Origin of the sequence: Streptosporangium sp. NPDC023825, assembly GCF_040639575.1 — a bacterium.
Classification (GTDB): Bacteria; Actinomycetota; Actinomycetes; order Streptosporangiales; family Streptosporangiaceae; genus Streptosporangium.
This window is the reverse complement of the sequence record NZ_JBFAAE010000036.1, coordinates 27276-42581: the sequence shown is the minus strand read 5'-3', so window position 1 is coordinate 42581 and position 15306 is coordinate 27276. Positions and strand designations below refer to the sequence as shown.

Here is a 15306-nt window from a genome sequence, read left to right as displayed (position 1 = left end):
GGGTAATCATGTCAAGTCATGGGCACCTCCCGCACTACTCAATGCCCTTTTGTTGAGAAATACACTTGTGGATCTGCTTCGGAGCAGGTTCGGGAAAGCCTGGAAGACAGATCGGAGAAGTGGGGCATAGGCTGACCCGTGCGGGATCATGGGGACGGTTGGGGCAGGGGGGCCGTAACCCTGCGAAAACAAGAGGTTGCGCATGATCACATTCAACGGTGTCACCAAGCGCTACGCCGACGGGACCGTCGCCGTGGACAATCTGAGCCTTGAGGTGCCAACCGGGGAGATAACCGTCTTCGTCGGTCCCTCGGGATGCGGTAAGACGACGTCCCTCCGCATGATCAACCGAATGATCGACGCCTCGGAGGGCCAGATCCTCCTGGACGGCGTCGACGTCAAGACCATCGACCCGCCGACACTGCGAAGGGGCATCGGCTACGTCATCCAGCAGGCGGGGCTCTTCCCGCACCGCAAGATCGTCGACAACGTGGCGACGGTGCCCCTGCTGCTCGGCTGGGACAAGAAGAAGGCGCGCGACCGGGCGATGGAGCTGCTCGAACGGGTCGGGCTCGACCTCAAGATGGCCGACCGCTATCCCTTCCAGCTCTCCGGCGGGCAGCAGCAGCGCGTCGGCGTGGCACGCGCGCTCGCCGCCGACCCGCCCGTGCTGCTGATGGACGAGCCGTTCAGCGCGGTCGACCCGATCGTCCGTACGAGCCTGCAGGAGGAGCTCCTGCGGCTCCAGGCCGAACTGAACAAGACCATCGTGTTCGTCACCCACGACATCGACGAGGCCGTCAAGCTCGGTGACCGGGTGGCCGTGCTCCGCGTCGGGGGCCACCTGGCCCAGCTCGACGACCCCGCGACGCTGCTGGCCCGGCCCGCCGACGACTTCGTCCGCGAGTTCCTGGGCCGCGACCGGGGCATCCGGCGGCTGTCGTTCGTCTCGGACGAGGGGGTGCGGCTCCGTACCGACCTGCTGGTGCCCGCCACCACCGATGCCGTCGCGGCGCGCGCCACCGGGGAGCCGTGGCTGGCCGTGACGGACGAGGACGGCCGCCCGCTGGGCTGGGCCGCCGTCAAGGACCTGCCCGAGCCGGGCACCCTCGCCGATGTGGAGCTCGCGCCGTACGGGACCTTCGTCAGCGGGCGCGACTCGCTGCGCGCCGCGCTGGACGCGACGCTGCTGTCCCCCTCGGGCCACGCCGTCGCGGTGGACGGGGCGGGCAGGGCCGTGGGCGTCGCCACCCGCGAGTCACTGGACAAGGCGCTCACCAGGGTCGCGGGAGGCGCCGGCGGACCGGCGCGGGGCGCCGACGCCCCGGCGGAAGGTGCGGGCGGCTCCACAGGGGGCGCGGACGGACCCGCCCGAGGCGCGGACGGACTCGCGGGAGGTGTCGATGGGTGAGGAACCGCTGGTCCGCTGGGACTGGATCGGGCGCAACTGGCCCACGATCCAGGGCCTGCTCGAGGACCACATCGTGATGGCGCTGGTACCGATCCTCATCGGGCTGGTCATCGCGCTCCCGCTCGGGCTGGCCGGGGTGCGGTGGCGCTGGCTCTACCAGCCGACCGTCGGCGTCATGAACGTGATCTACTCGCTGCCCTCGCTGGCCGTCTTCATCGTGCTCATCCCGATCACCGGCCTCGCCACGCGGACGACCGTGATGGTCCCGCTCACCTTCTACGCCATGGCGGTGCTGATCCCCGCGGTCGTCGACGGGCTGACCTCGGTCCCGGACCACGTGCGGCAGTCCGCGGTGGCCATGGGCTTCACCCCGCTGCGCAGGCTGCTCCAGGTCGAGCTGCCGATCGCGGTACCGGTCGTGCTGGCCGGGCTCAGGGTGGCCACGGTGGCCAGCGTCAGCCTGGTCAGCGTCGGCGCGCTGGTCGGCAGGGGCGGGCTCGGCTACCTGTTCATCGACGGCTGGCAGCGGCAGTTCTACACCCCGATCGTCGTCGGTATCGTGCTGGTCGTGGTGCTCGCGGGGATCGCCGACCTGCTGCTGATCCTGGCGCAACGCCTGCTCACCCCGTGGTCGAGGGCAAGGGGGTCCGCGTGAACCGGCTGATCGGGTCCCTGACCGTTCGCGTGGACCGGCTGAGCGGGTTCAGGGCCGTTCGTACGGATCGGCGGAGCGGGTTTCCGGCCGTTCGCGTGGCCTGGCTGATCGGGTCGCGGGCAGAGGAGGCCGTGTGAACTGGCTGATCGACTTCTTCGGCGACCCGGCCAGCTGGTCGGGACCCGACGGGATTCCCAACCGGCTGCTCGAACACCTGGAGTTCGCCGGGCTCTCGCTGCTGCTCGCCATGCTGATCGCGATCCCGCTGGGGTTGCTGATCGGCCACACCGGCAGGGGCGCGATGCTCGTCATCCTCACCGCCAACGCGGCCCGCGCCCTGCCGACGCTCGGCCTGCTGGTCCTCATCGTCCTGTTCATGGGCGTCGGCACCATCCTGCCGGTGCTCATCCCGCTGGTGGCGCTGGCCGTGCCGCCCATCCTGGTCAACACCTACGAGGGCATCCGCGGGGTCGACCCCGACCTGCGCGACGCCGCGTACGGCATGGGCCTGCGCGGCGGGCAGGTCCTCGGCCGGGTGCTGGTGCCGGTCGCGCTGCCGCTGATCCTGCTGGGCCTGCGCCTGGCCGCGATCCAGGTGGTGGCGACCGCGACCGTGGCCGCCTACGTGGGCCTGGGCGGCCTCGGCCGCTTCATCATCGACGGTCTCGCGACCAAGAACTTCCCGAGCACGATCGGCGGGGCGGTCCTCGTAGCACTGCTGGCGCTTCTCGTCCAGCTCGGGTTCACTCTGGTGCAGCGCGTAACGGTCTCCCCGGGGGTGAGCGAGCGCCAGACCATCAGATAGTCTTCTCTACCCCCCGTTTTGGAAGGGAATAGCACCATGAAGCGCCTGATCGGCACCGCGGCGGTCCTCCTGTCCGCGGCGCTCACACTTACCGCGTGCGGCGGCGGAGACCCGCTCACCAGCGCCTCCGCCTCCCCGGCTCCGGCCGGGTCCGGCTCGGCGCCGGCGGCCGGGGGGAAGGTCGTCATCGGGTCGGCCAACTTCCCGGAGAACGTCCTGCTCGGCGAGATCTACTCCCAGGCCCTGGCGGCCAAGGGCGTGCAGGTCGAGGAGAAGTTCAACATCGGCAGCCGCGAGGTCCTGTACGACCAGGTCAAGAGTGGTGGCCTGACCATCCTGCCGGAGTACATCGGCTCCCTCCTCGCCTTCGTCGACAACACGACCACGGCGAAGTCGAAGGACGACGTCGTCGCCGGTCTCAAGGAGAAGCTCCCCGCCGAGCTGGAGGTCCTCACCCCCGCTCCGGCCGAGGACAACAACTCGCTGACCGTCACCAAGGAGACCGCCACCAAGGACGGCCTCACCACGATCGAGGACCTGGTCAAGGTCGCCAAGAACTACTCGGTGGGCGGCCCGCCGGAGTTCCAGACCCGCCAGGAGAAGAACTTCAAGGACACCTACGGCCTGGAGTTCAAGGAGTGGAAGAAGACCGGCGACGCCACCGCCGACGCCATCAAGGACGGCACCGTCCAGGTCGGCAACGTCTTCACCACCGACCCGAAGATCATCGTCAATGACCTGGTCTCCCTCCAGGACAACAAGAGCGCCTTCGCCGCGGAGAACATCGCGCCCCTGGTCAACAAGGCCGGCGTGAACGACACGGTGAAGACGACCCTCGACGCGGTCTCCGCCAAGCTCGACACCGCCGGCCTGGTCGCGCTGATGAAGCGCGTCGCGGTCGACAAGGACGACGCGGAGGCGGTCGCCAAGGACTGGCTCACCCAGAACGGCCTGCTCTAGGTTTCATCGGTGGTACCAACGGAAGGCGGGTGGACGTCCACCCGCCTTCCGGCGTTCTCACAGGTCGTCGTCGGGCCAGTAGTGCGCTGAGCGGCCGGCGGCCGACACGATCGCCGCGCCGTCGAGTTCGACGATGGTCAGCTCGATGCCGCCCAGCGGCCACTCCACGGCGAACTCGAAGGTCTCGGCCGGGGGCAGCGGCCACAGCCACAGCCCGAAATCGCTGAAGCCGAACTCGCCGCCTCGCATGCCGCTGCCGACCGGCGACCAGGCCAGCGTGGGGCCGGCCGGCGGCTCGCCGAAGGGACTCATCCTGTTCCGCAGCTGCTCGACGGTGGTGGCCTTCGCGCCGTCGGCGAAACGCACGCCCAGCCGCAGCAGCGAGTCGGGCGGCTGATCCGCGCCGCGCGGCCCGGCAGCCTGGGCGAACGGGGAGCCGCCCATGTGCAGGTACCACCAGTCCTGGGCCGACAGGTCACCCTGCCGGGACACGACCTCCACCTCCAGCATGCAGCCGGTGCTGAAGACCCGGATCGCCGGGAGCAACACCACGACGTTCGGACTGCGGGCCACCACCCGCTCGACCGCGAGCACGGCCCCGGCCTCCACGGAGGGGGGCGCGGACCAGGGAGGAAGCTCGGGCCGGTCGAAGGAGGGTTCCTGCTCCGTTGGTACGGGATCGAAGAACATCACTTCACGCTACTTAAAATTCGTTCGTACCGGCGGGGCGGCTTCAGGGCGGCCCCGAGCCGGTGGTGGTGAGGGGGCGGAAGGCGGTCTGTCGCGGGAGGGAGCGACGAGGTCCGTGGCTCGGTGTACTCCGGAGCGCATCATGTGATCCGGAGCACACCGCGCCGGGCCGGGCACCCGCCCGGTTCCGGGATGATGGCCGCATGAACGAGTTCGTCGAGTCCATGGCCCAGGTGGTGACCGGTGTGACGGTCGTCACGGTGAAGGACGGGCGCGATGACGTGGGGGTGACGGTCGCCACCTTCACCTCGCTGTCGCTGGACCCGCCCCTGGTGATGGTGAGCCTGGACAACGCCGGATACCTCAACGAGCTGCTGCTGCGGCACGACCGCTGGGCCGCCAGCGTGCTGTCGGCGGGACAGAAGGCGATCGCCAGCCGCTTCGCCACCGCGGGCCGTCCCGGTGCGAGGCTGCTGCTCGCGGGCACGCCGCACCACCGGGGTGAGCTGAGCGAGGCCCTCGTCGTGGACGGCGGCGTCACCGCGCTGGAGGCCGAGACGGTCAAGGTCGTCCCGGCCGGGGATCACACGATCTTCATCGCCAAGGTGCTCGGGGTCGACTACGTCGACGCCTCCGTCCTGCCGCTGGCCCGCTACCGGAGCCGCTACCGCTGACCCGTCCAGCGGGACACCGCTCCCGTTTTTCACAAGGAGGGAACGGCTCCACGTGGAAGGACGGCCCTTCACGCGGAGGGACGGCCCTTCACGCGGAGGACGGTTCTTCGCGTGAAGGGAGCCGCCCCTCCGGCGAAGGCCTCCTGATCAGGGTGGCCGTTCCGCCCAGGGCTCCGCGCGAGGCCGCCGCGCCGGACGTGCCGTCCGGACGCGATGGCCATCACCGGGGAGTGCGGGAAGAGTCAGGGAACGCGGGAGAACAGGGTCAGCGGATCGTCCAGGAGCCCGGGAGCATCAGCGGCCCGTACGACGGCAGGCCCAGCTCGCCGGCGAGGTGGGCGATGGGGCCCCAGGCCTCCAGGCGGACCCGGGCCGTGGCGGCGGTCCTGTCCTCGCTGGACTCCGGGGGACGCAGCCGCTCCAGGGGGCTGAGCTTGGGGTAGACGCGCACCGGGGCGTCGACGGGCAGCCCGGCCTTCTTGCGGGCCAGGGCAAGGGCGTCCTCCAGGCCGCCGAGCTCGTCGACGAGGCCGCCCTCCAGGGCGTCCGCCCCGGTCCAGACCCGGCCCTTGGCCAGCTCGTGGGCCCGCTCGCGGGACAGGCCCCGACCCTCGGCGACCTTGTTCACGAAGTCGTCGTAGACCCGGTCGAGCCAGGCGTTGACCCGCGCCCACTGCGCCTCGGAGAAGGCGTTGGTGGGGGAGAGCATCCCGGAGTTGGCGCCCTCGCCGACGGTCTCGGAGGACACGCCGATCTTCTCCAGCAGCCCGCCGATGACCGCCTTGCCGCCGAACACGCCGATGGAGCCGGTGAGCGTGCCCGGCTGGGCCACGATCGCGTCGGCGGCCATCGAGACCATGTAGCCGCCGGAGGCGGCCAGGTCGCCCATCGAGATCACGATGGGCTTGCCCGCCTTGCGGGTGAGCACGACCTCGCGCCAGATGGCGTCGGAGGCCGTGTACGAGCCGCCGGGGCTGTCGACCCGGAAGACGACCGCCTTGACGTGGTCGTCGCGACGGGCCGCGCGCAGGGCGGCGCAGATGGTGTCGGAGCCCATGGCGCCACCGCCGCCCAGCGGGCTGCGGCCGCTGCGGCCGAGCCGGATCGGGCCGTTGCCGCGGACCAGGGCGACGGTCTGCTCGCCGGGGTGCGGGAGCTTCCTGGCGGACAGCGCCTTGGCGTAGCGGCCGACGTACAGCAGCAGCGTGTTGTCGCCGAAGGCCTCCTTGACCTCGTCGTAGACCTCGTCGCGGTAGGCCAGCCGGTCGACGAGACCGGCCTCGACGGCCTCGGCGCCGATGAACGGGCCCTGGTCGATGAGCTCGCGCACCCTGGCCGGTTCGAGGCCGCGCCCCTCGGCGACGCCGGCCACGACCTGTTCGGTGATCGACTCGGTGATGCGGCTCATCGACTCGCGGTGGGCCTCGGTCATGTGGTCCTGGGTGAAGGTGTTGGCGGCCGTCTTGTACTCGTGCCGCTGGCCTATCTGGTATTCGACGCCGAGCTTGCCCAGCGCGCCCCGCAGGAAGCGCTGCTCCATCGCGACACCGGTCAGCCCGACGTCGCCGGACGGCTGGAGGTAGACCCGCTCGAAGGCGCTGCCCAGGTAGTAGGGGACGGTGCCCCCGCCGAGCTCGCCGAAGGTCTCGGCGAACGCGACGGTCAGCTTGCCCGAGGCCCGGAAGTGGATCACTGCCTGGCGGAGCTCCTGGACGATCGCGAGCCCCAGCGGCCGGCCGCCGATCTTGACGATCAGCGCTTTGACCCGGTCGTCCTTCCTGGCGCGCTTGAGCCCGGCCAGCACGTCGGTCAGGCTCGTCTTGCGCATCGCCAGGACGGCGCTCAGCGGATCCGCCGGGGGACTGCCGTCGGTCAGGCCCTCGGTGAGGTCGAGCTCAAGGACCAGTGGAGCGGTACGCCGCTGCTTGAATCGGTCGACACTGTCGATGATCACCTTGGTCGCGTCCATGCCCCTCACCCTAAGCGACACATACCGGGCTTATGCGGTTCGGCGAGCGTCCACCTGTTTTCCGGCTCCCGGGGGTCCGCACGACCCCCGGGGCCCGCGCGGCACTACGCGGTTCGGCGGGCGTTCACCTGCTTCTTGAGCATCGCAGTGGACGCGGCGGGAGAGCTGCCCTTCAGGCGTGCCTTCTCCACCGAGGTGAGGACCGTCTTCAGGGTGGCCGTCTCCTTGATCTTGGCGGTGAAGTTCACGCCGCCGTTCGCCCAGTTCAGCCAGGCGGCCAGCAGCTCGCTCTCCAGCTTTGCCTTCGCCGTCTTCTTGGCGGGCTTGAGCACCTTGTACACGCCGGCCGGCGTGGAGGCGGGCGTGACCTCGGCGAAGACCTTGCTGGCCTTGGTCACCATGCCGAGGTAGCAGCCGAGCGTCGCGTCCGAGATCTTGCCCTTGCCCCGGGTGGCCTCCACCGCCCACTGCGCGGCGCTCAGCGTCTTCGTGGACTTGCCGCGCGTGCACACCGCGGGCGCCGTCGTCTTCGTCGGGGGGACGGTCACGGTCACGGTGATCGTCACCGTCGGCAGCGGGATCGGCGTCGGCACCGGGTCGCTCGGCGTGGCCGAGGGGGAGGGACCCGAGCTGGGCTCGGGGCTGGGCTCCTCCGAGGGCTCGTCGGAAGGCTCCTCCGTAGGCTCGTCGGACGGGTCGTCGGAGCCGGCGGGGGGGTCCTCGGGAACGGGAGGAGTCTGGGTGACGGGCGGGCCGGGGGTGCCCCCGGCGATCGCGGCGTTCAGGTCGAGGCGCGGGGTGGTCACCGTGCCGTAGGTGATCGGCCGGCCCGCCTTCTCGAGCTGCTCGGCCAGCGCGTCCGGGGTGCCCGGGGCCTTTTGGGCCATCAGCGCCAGGGCGCCGGTGACGAACGGGGTGGACATCGAGGTCCCGCTGTAGACCTGGTGGCCGCCGCCGGGCACCGCGGATTCGATCTCGAGACCGGGGGCGAAGAGGTCGAGCACGGAGCCGTAATTGGACCAGTGGGGGACGGTGTCGTCGTCGCCCGTCGCGCCCACCGTCACCGGGCCGGAGAAGCAGCCGGGAGCCCCGGCGCCGGGCACGCCCTCGTTGCCCGCGGCGGCCACGACGGCCACGCCCTTGGCACGAAGGTCGTCGATCCGGCTCCTCATCGCCGACAGTTCGGGTTCGGCGTCACACGTTCCCTCGTAGAGGCCGCCGCCGAGGCTGAGGTTCACCGCGGCGACGTTCCTGCCCTCCTCCTTGAGCTTCGCGACGTGCTCCAGGGCGAGCAGGATCGTGGACTCGAACGCGGTCAGGCAGACCCCGCCCTCGTCGGCGCAGTCGTTGATCCTGCTGAAGACCTGGATCGCCACGATGTCCGCGTCGGGCGCGACGGCGTGGGCGATCCCCGCCACGTGGGTGCCGTGGTCACACAGGTTGACCTGCTCGTGGACGCAGGCGGCGGTGTTGGCGTCGGCGGACCCGGGGTCGCTCGTCTGCCCGTTGGGGCACAGGGACTGCGCGCCGTCGTCCGTCGCGGAGAAGCAGGCCTGCGCCACGACCTTGCCCCCGAAGTCGGGGTGGGCGGCGTCGATCCCGGTGTCGATGATCGCGATCGTCTGGCCCGCGCCCCTGGTCCCCGCGGCGTGCGCCTTGTCGGCGCCGATCACCTGCAGGCTGGTGGCCAGCGAGCCCGAGCTCAGCGCTTTCAGCGACGTGGGGGAGTACGTGCGGTCGCGGCGGATGGAGAGGACGCGCGGGTCCTCGGCCAGCTTGGCGAGCGAGTCACCGGTCCCCTCGACCACGATGAACGAGGTGTCCGCGGGTTCGAGGACGACCTGGGCGTCGGGCAGCTGCCGCGCCTCCCCGGCCACCGGCGCCGCCTCCGCGGGGGCCGCCAGCTCGACGATGACCCGGGCCCCGTCGCCGTCGGAGGCGAGTCCCGCCTCCAGCTTCGGCAGCGGAGGCGCCGGTGGGGGCGTCGCGTCGGCGGGGGGCGGGGCCGGGGTGGCGGCGGGCGTCTCCTGGCCCTCCGTCCCTCCGGACCCGCCGTCCGGGACCGCGGGCGGGCTCACAGGCGGGCTCTCGCTCGCGGAGGCCGCCGGTGGCGCCGGTGTGTCCTCGGCGAGGGCGGGTACCGCGGGCGCGATGGTGAGAACCAACGCCATGGCCACGAGAGCTCGAAGTCGCACACGTCCTCCGGGGGGATCAAACGGGCGTTTCGGAGTCTAAGCAGCCGTATGCGCCGCGTGAATACTTTGCCCCAGATTTGGAGGATCTTCGGAGAAAAGCTCGACCCCCCGCGGCGTAGCGCACACGGAGGGTCGAGTGGTCGGAATATTACTTGAGGCCGTTGGAGATAGCGGTGATCAGCTCACCGTTGGTGGTGTCGCCGCTGGTCTCCCAGAAGAACGCCCCGCCCAGACCCTGGTTCTTGGCGTAGGTCATCTTCCCGGCGATGGTGGAGGGGGTGTCGTAGCTCCACCAGTTGCCGTTGCAGAAGGCGTAGGCGGTGCCGCCGACGGTGCCGGTGGGCGGGCACTTGGTCTTGAGGACCTTGTAGTCCTCGATCCCCGCCTCGTAGGTGCCCTGGGCCGCGCCGGTGGCGGAGCCGCCCGGAGCCGCCTGGGTCACGCCGGTCCAGCCGCGGCCGTAGAAGCCGATGCCCAGCAGCAGCTTGCCGGCCGGGATGCCCTTGGCCTTGAACTTCTGGATCGCCGCGTCGGAGTTGAACCCGGCCTGCGGGATGCCGGGGTAGGAGGTCAGCGGCGAGTGCGGAGCCGTCGGGCCCTGGGCGTTGAAGGCGCCGAAGTAGTCGTACGTCATCGGCATGAGCCAGTTCAGGTTGTTGATGGCACCCGCGTAGTCGGCGGCGTCGATCTTGCCGCCGTTGGAGCCGTCGGCCGTGGTCGCCGCGGTGACGAGGGCGTTGGGGCCGAACTTGGTGCGCAGCGCGGAGATGATGTTCTTGAAGGCGTTCGGGCCGCTGCTGTCACAGGTCAGGCCACAGGCGTTGGGGTACTCCCAGTCGACGTCGATGCCGTCGAACACGTCGGCCCAGCGCGGGTCCTCGACCAGGTTGTAGCAGGAGTCGGCGAACGCGGCCGGGTTCTGCGCGGCCTGGGTGAAGCCGCCGGACCAGGTCCAGCCGCCGAAGGACCAGATGACCTTGATGTTCGGGTAGGCCTTCTTCAGCTTGCGGAGCTGGTTGAAGCTGCCGCGCAGCGGCTGGTCCCAGGTGTCGGCCACGCCGTCGACGCTGTCGGCCGCGGTGTAGGCCTTCTCGTAGTCGGCGTAGGAGTCGCCGATGGTGCACCGGCCGCCGGTGGTGTTGCCGAAGGCGTACAGGATGTGCGTCAGCTTCGACGCGGAGCCGTTCGTGACCAGGTTCTTCACGTGGAAGTTGCGGGCGTAGACGCCCCACTGGGTGAAGTATCCGACGATCTTCTTACCGCCGGGCGGCGGGACGGTGGGGGTGACCGTCGGGGTGGGGGTCGGCGTGGGGGTGACCGTGGGCGTGGGGGTGGGCGTCGGGTCCGGGGTGCCGCCGCCGTCGCAGGAGGCGCCGTTGAGCTTGCAGTTCAGCACGCCGGTGATGCCACCGGGCGCGCCGTTGAAACCGAAACTCGTCGAGGCGCCCGCCGCGAGCGCGCCGTTCCACGACTTGTTGACGAAGGTGTAGTGGTTGCCGCTCTTCGTCAGGTCGGCGTCCCAGGACGAGCTGATCGAGGTGCCGGAGGGCAGGTCGAACTCGACCTTCCAGCTGGTCAGCGCGCTCGTCCCGGCTTTCACGACGACCTTGCCCTCGAAACCGGAGCCCCAGTTCGAAGTCGTCGAGTAGGTCGCGGTGGCGGGTGTGGCGGCCGTCGCCGTGCCGATCCCCAGGGGGACGAGCAGCGCTGCCGCCGCGATGAAGGAGCCGATGGTAATTCGTCGCAAGGGTCGCTCCAGGTCAGAGAGTGCCAAGTCCCCGTATTCATAGGAAAGTTTCCTATTAGTTTTCTGAGCGTAGGTTCTCGTTCGCCGACGGTCAATGCCTTGTTCGTGGATATAAGGCCGATTTAAGGTTTTCGGTCGGGCGGGCGGCGGCGCGGATGCCGGCGGCGCGGAACGCGAAAACGGGCCGGTCGCGCGCCCGCGCGGCCGGCCCGTTTCGGCATCTGGCCCGTCAGAGAGTCAAAGGCCCTGTCAGAGAGCCGGGGACCGGGTCAGGCCGGTTCGGCCTCCCTGCGCTCCTCCGGCTCCTCCGGCCCCCTCGGCACGTCCGCGACGGGCAGCTCGCTCACCACCCGCTCCCGTACGAGCTCCCGCTCCGCGGCTTCGACGATCTCCACCGCGCGCTCGTCCACGGCGGGTGCGAGCTCGCCCGGGTGGCGCAGCCACAGGGCGCCCAGGGGCGGGACGCGCAGGGTCGCGGAGTACGGGAGACCGTGCCGCGGTTCCTCGGTGGCCTCGACGGTGCCGAGGTTGCCCACCCCGCTGCCCGCGTAGTCGTAGGCGTCGGTGTTGAGCACCTCCTCCCACGCTCCGGGGAAGGGCAGCCCGAGACGGTAGTCGTCGTGCGGCGCGCCGGAGAAGTTGGCCACGCACGCCACCACCGAGCCGTCCTCGGCGTAGCGCAGGAAGGAGAACACGTTGCCCAGCGCGTCGTCGGCGTCGATCCAGCGGAAGCCGTCGGGGGAGGCGTCCACGCTCCACAGGGCCGGGGACTCCTTGTAGACCCGGTTGAGGTCGCGGACCAGCCGCTGCACCCCCCTGTGCCCGTCGAAGTCGAGCACCCACCAGTCGAGCCCGCGCTCCTCCGACCACTCCGAGCCCTGGCCGAACTCGCCGCCCATGAACAGCAGCTGCTTGCCGGGGTGGGCCCACATGAAGGCGAACAGCGCCCGCAGGTTCGCGAACCGCTGCCACTCGTCGCCGGGCATCTTGCCGAGCAGCGACCCCTTGCCGTGCACCACCTCGTCGTGCGAGAGCGGCAGCGTGAAGTTCTCCGAGTACGCGTACATCAGCGAGAACGTCATCTGGTGGTGGTGGTACTGGCGGAAGACCGGCTCGTGCTTGAGGTACGCGAGCGTGTCGTGCATCCAGCCCATGTTCCACTTGAACCCGAAGCCGAGACCGCCCAGGTGCACCGGCCGGGAGACGCCCGGCCACGCGGTCGACTCCTCGGCGACGGTGATGATGCCCGGCGCCTCCCGGTAGGCGACCGCGTTCATCTCCTTGAGGAACGCGACCGCGTCGAGGTTCTCCCTGCCGCCGTACTCGTTGGGCGTCCACTCGCCCTCGCGCCGCGAGTAGTCGAGGTAGAGCATCGAGGCGACCGCGTCGACGCGCAGCCCGTCGATGTGGAACTCGCGCAGCCAGTACACGGCGTTGGCGACCAGGAAGTTGCGCACCTCCCTGCGGCCGAAGTCGAAGATGTAGGTGCCCCACTCGGGGTGCTCGCCCCGCGCGGGGTCGGCGTGCTCGTACAGCGGGGTGCCGTCGAACCTGGCCAGCGCCCAGTCGTCCATCGGGAAGTGGGCGGGCACCCAGTCGACCAGCACCCCGATGCCCGCCTCGTGCAGGCTGTCGACCAGATGGCGGAAGTCGTCGGGAGAGCCGAAGCGGGACGTCGGCGCGTAGTAGGAGGTCACCTGGTAACCCCAGGAGCCGCCGAACGGGTGCTCGGCCACCGGCATCAGCTCCACGTGCGTGAACCCCATGTCCACCACGTAGTCGACCAGCTCGACGGCGAGTTCCCGGTACGACAGGCCGGGCCGCCACGAGCCGAGGTGCACCTCGTAGACGCTCATCGCCTCCCGCAGGGCGTCGCCGCCCGCGCGGCGGCGCATCCACTCGTCGTCCCGCCAGACGTACTCCGACTTCTCGATCACCGAGGCGGTCGCGGGCGGCACCTCGGTGCGCCGGGCCATCGGGTCGGCCTTGGCCCGCCAGACCCCGTCCGCGCCGAGGATGCTGAACTTGTAGCGGTCGCCGGGGCCGAGACCGGGGATGAAGAGCTCCCACACGCCCGACCTGCCGAGCGAGCGCATGGGGTGCGCGCCGCCCTCCCAGTGGTTGAAGTCGCCGATGACCCGGACGCCGCGGGCGTTGGGAGCCCACACGGCGAAGGCCGTGCCGTCCACGTCCTCGTGCCGCATGACCCGCGCGCCGAGGGTCTCCCAGAGCCGCTCGTGGCGCCCCTCGCCGATGAGGTGCAGGTCCACCTCGCCCAGCGTGGGCCAGTGCCGGTATGGGTCGGTGGTCTCGTACGGCTCGGCACCGGCGTAGGTGATCCGGAGCCGGTAGTCGGGGATCTTGTCGACCCCGGGCAGGGTCACCGCGAACACGCCGTGGGCCACGTGCCTCATGTCGTGGGCCCCGCCGTCCACGAGCGCCTCGACCTTCTGCGCCAGGGGCCGCAGCGTCCGGATCGTCACGCCCTCGGGACCCAGGTGCGACCCGAGGATCGAGTGCGGATCGTGGTGCGCTCCGCCCGCGAGCCGGTCCAGGTCCAAGTGCGCGTTCATGGCTTACTCCCGTAGATCGATAGCCCCTACCTTGCCCTACTCGGGTGACCCATCCCATGCCCCTGTCCGCTATCACCATGCGTGTTGGTAAAACGTGCGGATCCAAGCGAGATGAAAGTCACGATTGTCGGTTATGTGGGGCCGGTCACACCGCCGTTCGCCGACCGTATCCGATCATGGACGGCGTTGTGCGCGGGTTCGGGCCGCCGCCGGCGACCGTGGCTCCCGCCACGGCCGGAACGCCGGCGACCGCCGGGAACGAAGAGGACGGGGAACGGCCGGGAACGGCGCGGCCGGCGGCCGCCGGGAACGGTGCGGCCGGCAACGACCGGGAACGACTGGGAACGACTGGGAACGACACGGCCGGGGGACGGCCGGGCGCGGTCAGTGCGGGTTCTTGGCGGTGACGTCGCGCGGGGTGATGCGGAACCCCTGCCAGTGGCTCGGCATGGGGTCGGCGTCCTCGTCGCGGGGGACGTGGTGGTAGCCGACGTTGACCCACAGCACCGGGTCGGCGAGCCGTTCCCCGTTGGTGTAGCGGTCGACGGACCGGGCGCACCCGGGAGCGGGGTTGACCGTCGCCAGCCGCTCGCAGGAGCGGTAGTCGGTGACGTAGAGATCGGCCCGGGTGAAGGCCTCGTCCGCGGGGCCCCGGTACTGGGCGGTGTCGGAGTTGTTGATCTCCCAGGAGACGCGGTGCCCGTCGGCGTTGCGCACCTTCCTGTCGACCACCCGCCACCAGCGCATCGGCCTGCTGACGGACCTGGCCTCCGCCGTGAAGGCCGTCCGCAGGATCTTCCGGCTCGCGGTGCCGGAGCCGCTGAAGTCGTACTGCTCCACGACGTCGTCCGCCCGGCCCGCCACGTCGAAGTCCAGGCGCCAGAAGATGTTGTGGGTATGGCTCGCCTCGAACCCGCTCGCGCCCACCCCGATGGGCCAGCCGTGCTCGGGCGTGGTGGTGAACCCGGCGAGCGACCCGGTGGCCCCCACCCGCGGGGTGATCGCGCCGTCGTCGGAGAAGGCCCATTCGGCCAGGTAGGTGTACCAGCCGACCTGGAAGGCGGCGAACACCACCAGGTCACGTCCCTGGGCCGTCTTGTTCAGCTGATCGGGGAGCGCCTTCAGGTACGCGTGGCCGCGTGCCCTGGTCGTCACGCAGACGAACTGCTCGCGACGCTCGCCGAGCGGGCAGTCGGCGGCCCGCAGCGGGATGGCGGTGTAGCCCAGCGACCCGATGTCGTGGTAGCGGGGACGGCCCTTGTCGTACGGCACGTGGATCTGGGCCAGCGAGGTGCTGCGCAGCACGGTGATCGGCCGCTGGCCCTTCGGCGTGTAGACGATCCTGGTCAGGGTCAGTCCCTCGACGTTGCGCATCTCCCAGCAGAGCTGCCAGCGCGCCCCGTTGGGCAGGGTCTTGTCGATGCGGTACGGCGCGTTGCAGGGGGTCGCCGCAGGCCGCGCGGCGCTCCCCGGTGCCGTCGCCGGCGCCTCCGCCGGGGCGCCGGTCGGCGGCGGCGCGCTGGACGACGTGAGCGGCAGCGGAGGTATCGGCGCGCCGGGTGCGGAAGGCGGTGCGGCGAGCCCTCCGGCGAGCAGGGCGCAGGAGAGGGTGAGACGGAGGAACACG

Annotated in this window: 11 protein-coding genes; 5 read left to right on the top strand and 6 right to left on the bottom strand. The window is 70.6% G+C overall.

The window, feature by feature from the left end:
* Positions 1 to 202 precede the first annotated feature (202 nt).
* The 4 genes from AB0G15_RS27265 to AB0G15_RS27250 all read left to right on the top strand — a co-directional run bounded on the left by AB0G15_RS27265 (position 203) and on the right by AB0G15_RS27250 (position 3831).
* Positions 203 to 1411, top strand: coding sequence for an ABC transporter ATP-binding protein (locus AB0G15_RS27265; RefSeq protein ID WP_362845187.1), 1209 nt, complete (start codon positions 203 to 205; stop codon positions 1409 to 1411).
* A complete protein-coding gene (locus AB0G15_RS27260; RefSeq protein WP_362845185.1) occupies positions 1404 to 2066 on the top strand; it encodes an ABC transporter permease in 663 nt (220 codons plus the stop codon). The genes AB0G15_RS27265 and AB0G15_RS27260 overlap by 8 nt, the downstream gene beginning before the upstream one ends.
* Before the next feature lie 133 nt (positions 2067 to 2199).
* Positions 2200 to 2871, top strand: coding sequence for an ABC transporter permease (locus AB0G15_RS27255; protein ID WP_362845183.1), 672 nt, complete (start codon positions 2200 to 2202; stop codon positions 2869 to 2871).
* 36 nt (positions 2872 to 2907) lie between these two features.
* Positions 2908 to 3831: an ABC transporter substrate-binding protein gene (locus AB0G15_RS27250; RefSeq protein WP_362845181.1), complete on the top strand. Its 924-nt coding sequence runs from the start codon at positions 2908 to 2910 to the stop codon at positions 3829 to 3831.
* Positions 3832 to 3888: 57 nt separating this feature from the next.
* Here the strand turns inward: AB0G15_RS27250 and AB0G15_RS27245 are convergent, their stop codons facing one another.
* Positions 3889 to 4521 (bottom strand): hypothetical protein, encoded by a 633-nt coding sequence (locus AB0G15_RS27245; RefSeq protein WP_362845179.1) that lies wholly within the window; start codon positions 4519 to 4521, stop codon positions 3889 to 3891.
* A 203-nt stretch (positions 4522 to 4724) separates the two neighbouring features.
* Here AB0G15_RS27245 and AB0G15_RS27240 point away from each other — a divergent pair, with 203 nt between their 5' ends.
* Positions 4725 to 5195: a flavin reductase family protein gene (locus tag AB0G15_RS27240; RefSeq protein WP_362845177.1), complete on the top strand. Its 471-nt coding sequence runs from the start codon at positions 4725 to 4727 to the stop codon at positions 5193 to 5195.
* Between the two features lie 265 nt (positions 5196 to 5460).
* Here AB0G15_RS27240 and sppA read toward each other — a convergent pair whose 3' ends face one another.
* From sppA to AB0G15_RS27215, 5 genes are all read right to left on the bottom strand, one after another.
* Positions 5461 to 7164, bottom strand: a complete 1704-nt coding sequence (sppA, locus tag AB0G15_RS27235; protein WP_362845175.1) for a signal peptide peptidase SppA — start codon at positions 7162 to 7164, stop codon at positions 5461 to 5463.
* A gap of 104 nt (positions 7165 to 7268) precedes the next feature.
* Entirely contained in the window at positions 7269 to 9359 is a 2091-nt protein-coding gene (locus AB0G15_RS27230) for a S8 family serine peptidase (protein WP_362845173.1), read from the bottom strand.
* Between the two features lie 148 nt (positions 9360 to 9507).
* Positions 9508 to 11106 (bottom strand): glycosyl hydrolase family 18 protein, encoded by a 1599-nt coding sequence (locus tag AB0G15_RS27225; protein ID WP_362845171.1) that lies wholly within the window; start codon positions 11104 to 11106, stop codon positions 9508 to 9510.
* A gap of 269 nt (positions 11107 to 11375) precedes the next feature.
* On the bottom strand, positions 11376 to 13679 hold the full coding sequence (gene glgB / locus AB0G15_RS27220) for a 1,4-alpha-glucan branching protein GlgB (protein WP_362845169.1): 2304 nt from the start codon (positions 13677 to 13679) through the stop codon (positions 11376 to 11378).
* Positions 13680 to 14063: 384 nt separating this feature from the next.
* Positions 14064 to 15305, bottom strand: coding sequence for a copper amine oxidase (locus AB0G15_RS27215; RefSeq protein ID WP_362845166.1), 1242 nt, complete (start codon positions 15303 to 15305; stop codon positions 14064 to 14066).
* Position 15306: the final 1 nt, after the last annotated feature.

Excerpts from the sequence above, each read along its gene's own strand:
- AB0G15_RS27245 (WP_362845179.1), bottom strand. The coding sequence starts at position 4,521 with ATGTTCTTCGATCCCGTACCAACGGAGCAGGAACCCTCCTTCGACCGG.
- AB0G15_RS27260 (WP_362845185.1), top strand. The coding sequence starts at position 1,404 with ATGGGTGAGGAACCGCTGGTCCGCTGGGACTGGATCGGGCGCAACTGG.
- AB0G15_RS27265 (WP_362845187.1), top strand. The coding sequence starts at position 203 with ATGATCACATTCAACGGTGTCACCAAGCGCTACGCCGACGGGACCGTC.
- AB0G15_RS27240 (WP_362845177.1), top strand. The coding sequence starts at position 4,725 with ATGAACGAGTTCGTCGAGTCCATGGCCCAGGTGGTGACCGGTGTGACG.
- glgB (WP_362845169.1), bottom strand. The coding sequence starts at position 13,679 with ATGAACGCGCACTTGGACCTGGACCGGCTCGCGGGCGGAGCGCACCAC.
- AB0G15_RS27250 (WP_362845181.1), top strand. The coding sequence starts at position 2,908 with ATGAAGCGCCTGATCGGCACCGCGGCGGTCCTCCTGTCCGCGGCGCTC.
- sppA (WP_362845175.1), bottom strand. The coding sequence starts at position 7,164 with ATGGACGCGACCAAGGTGATCATCGACAGTGTCGACCGATTCAAGCAG.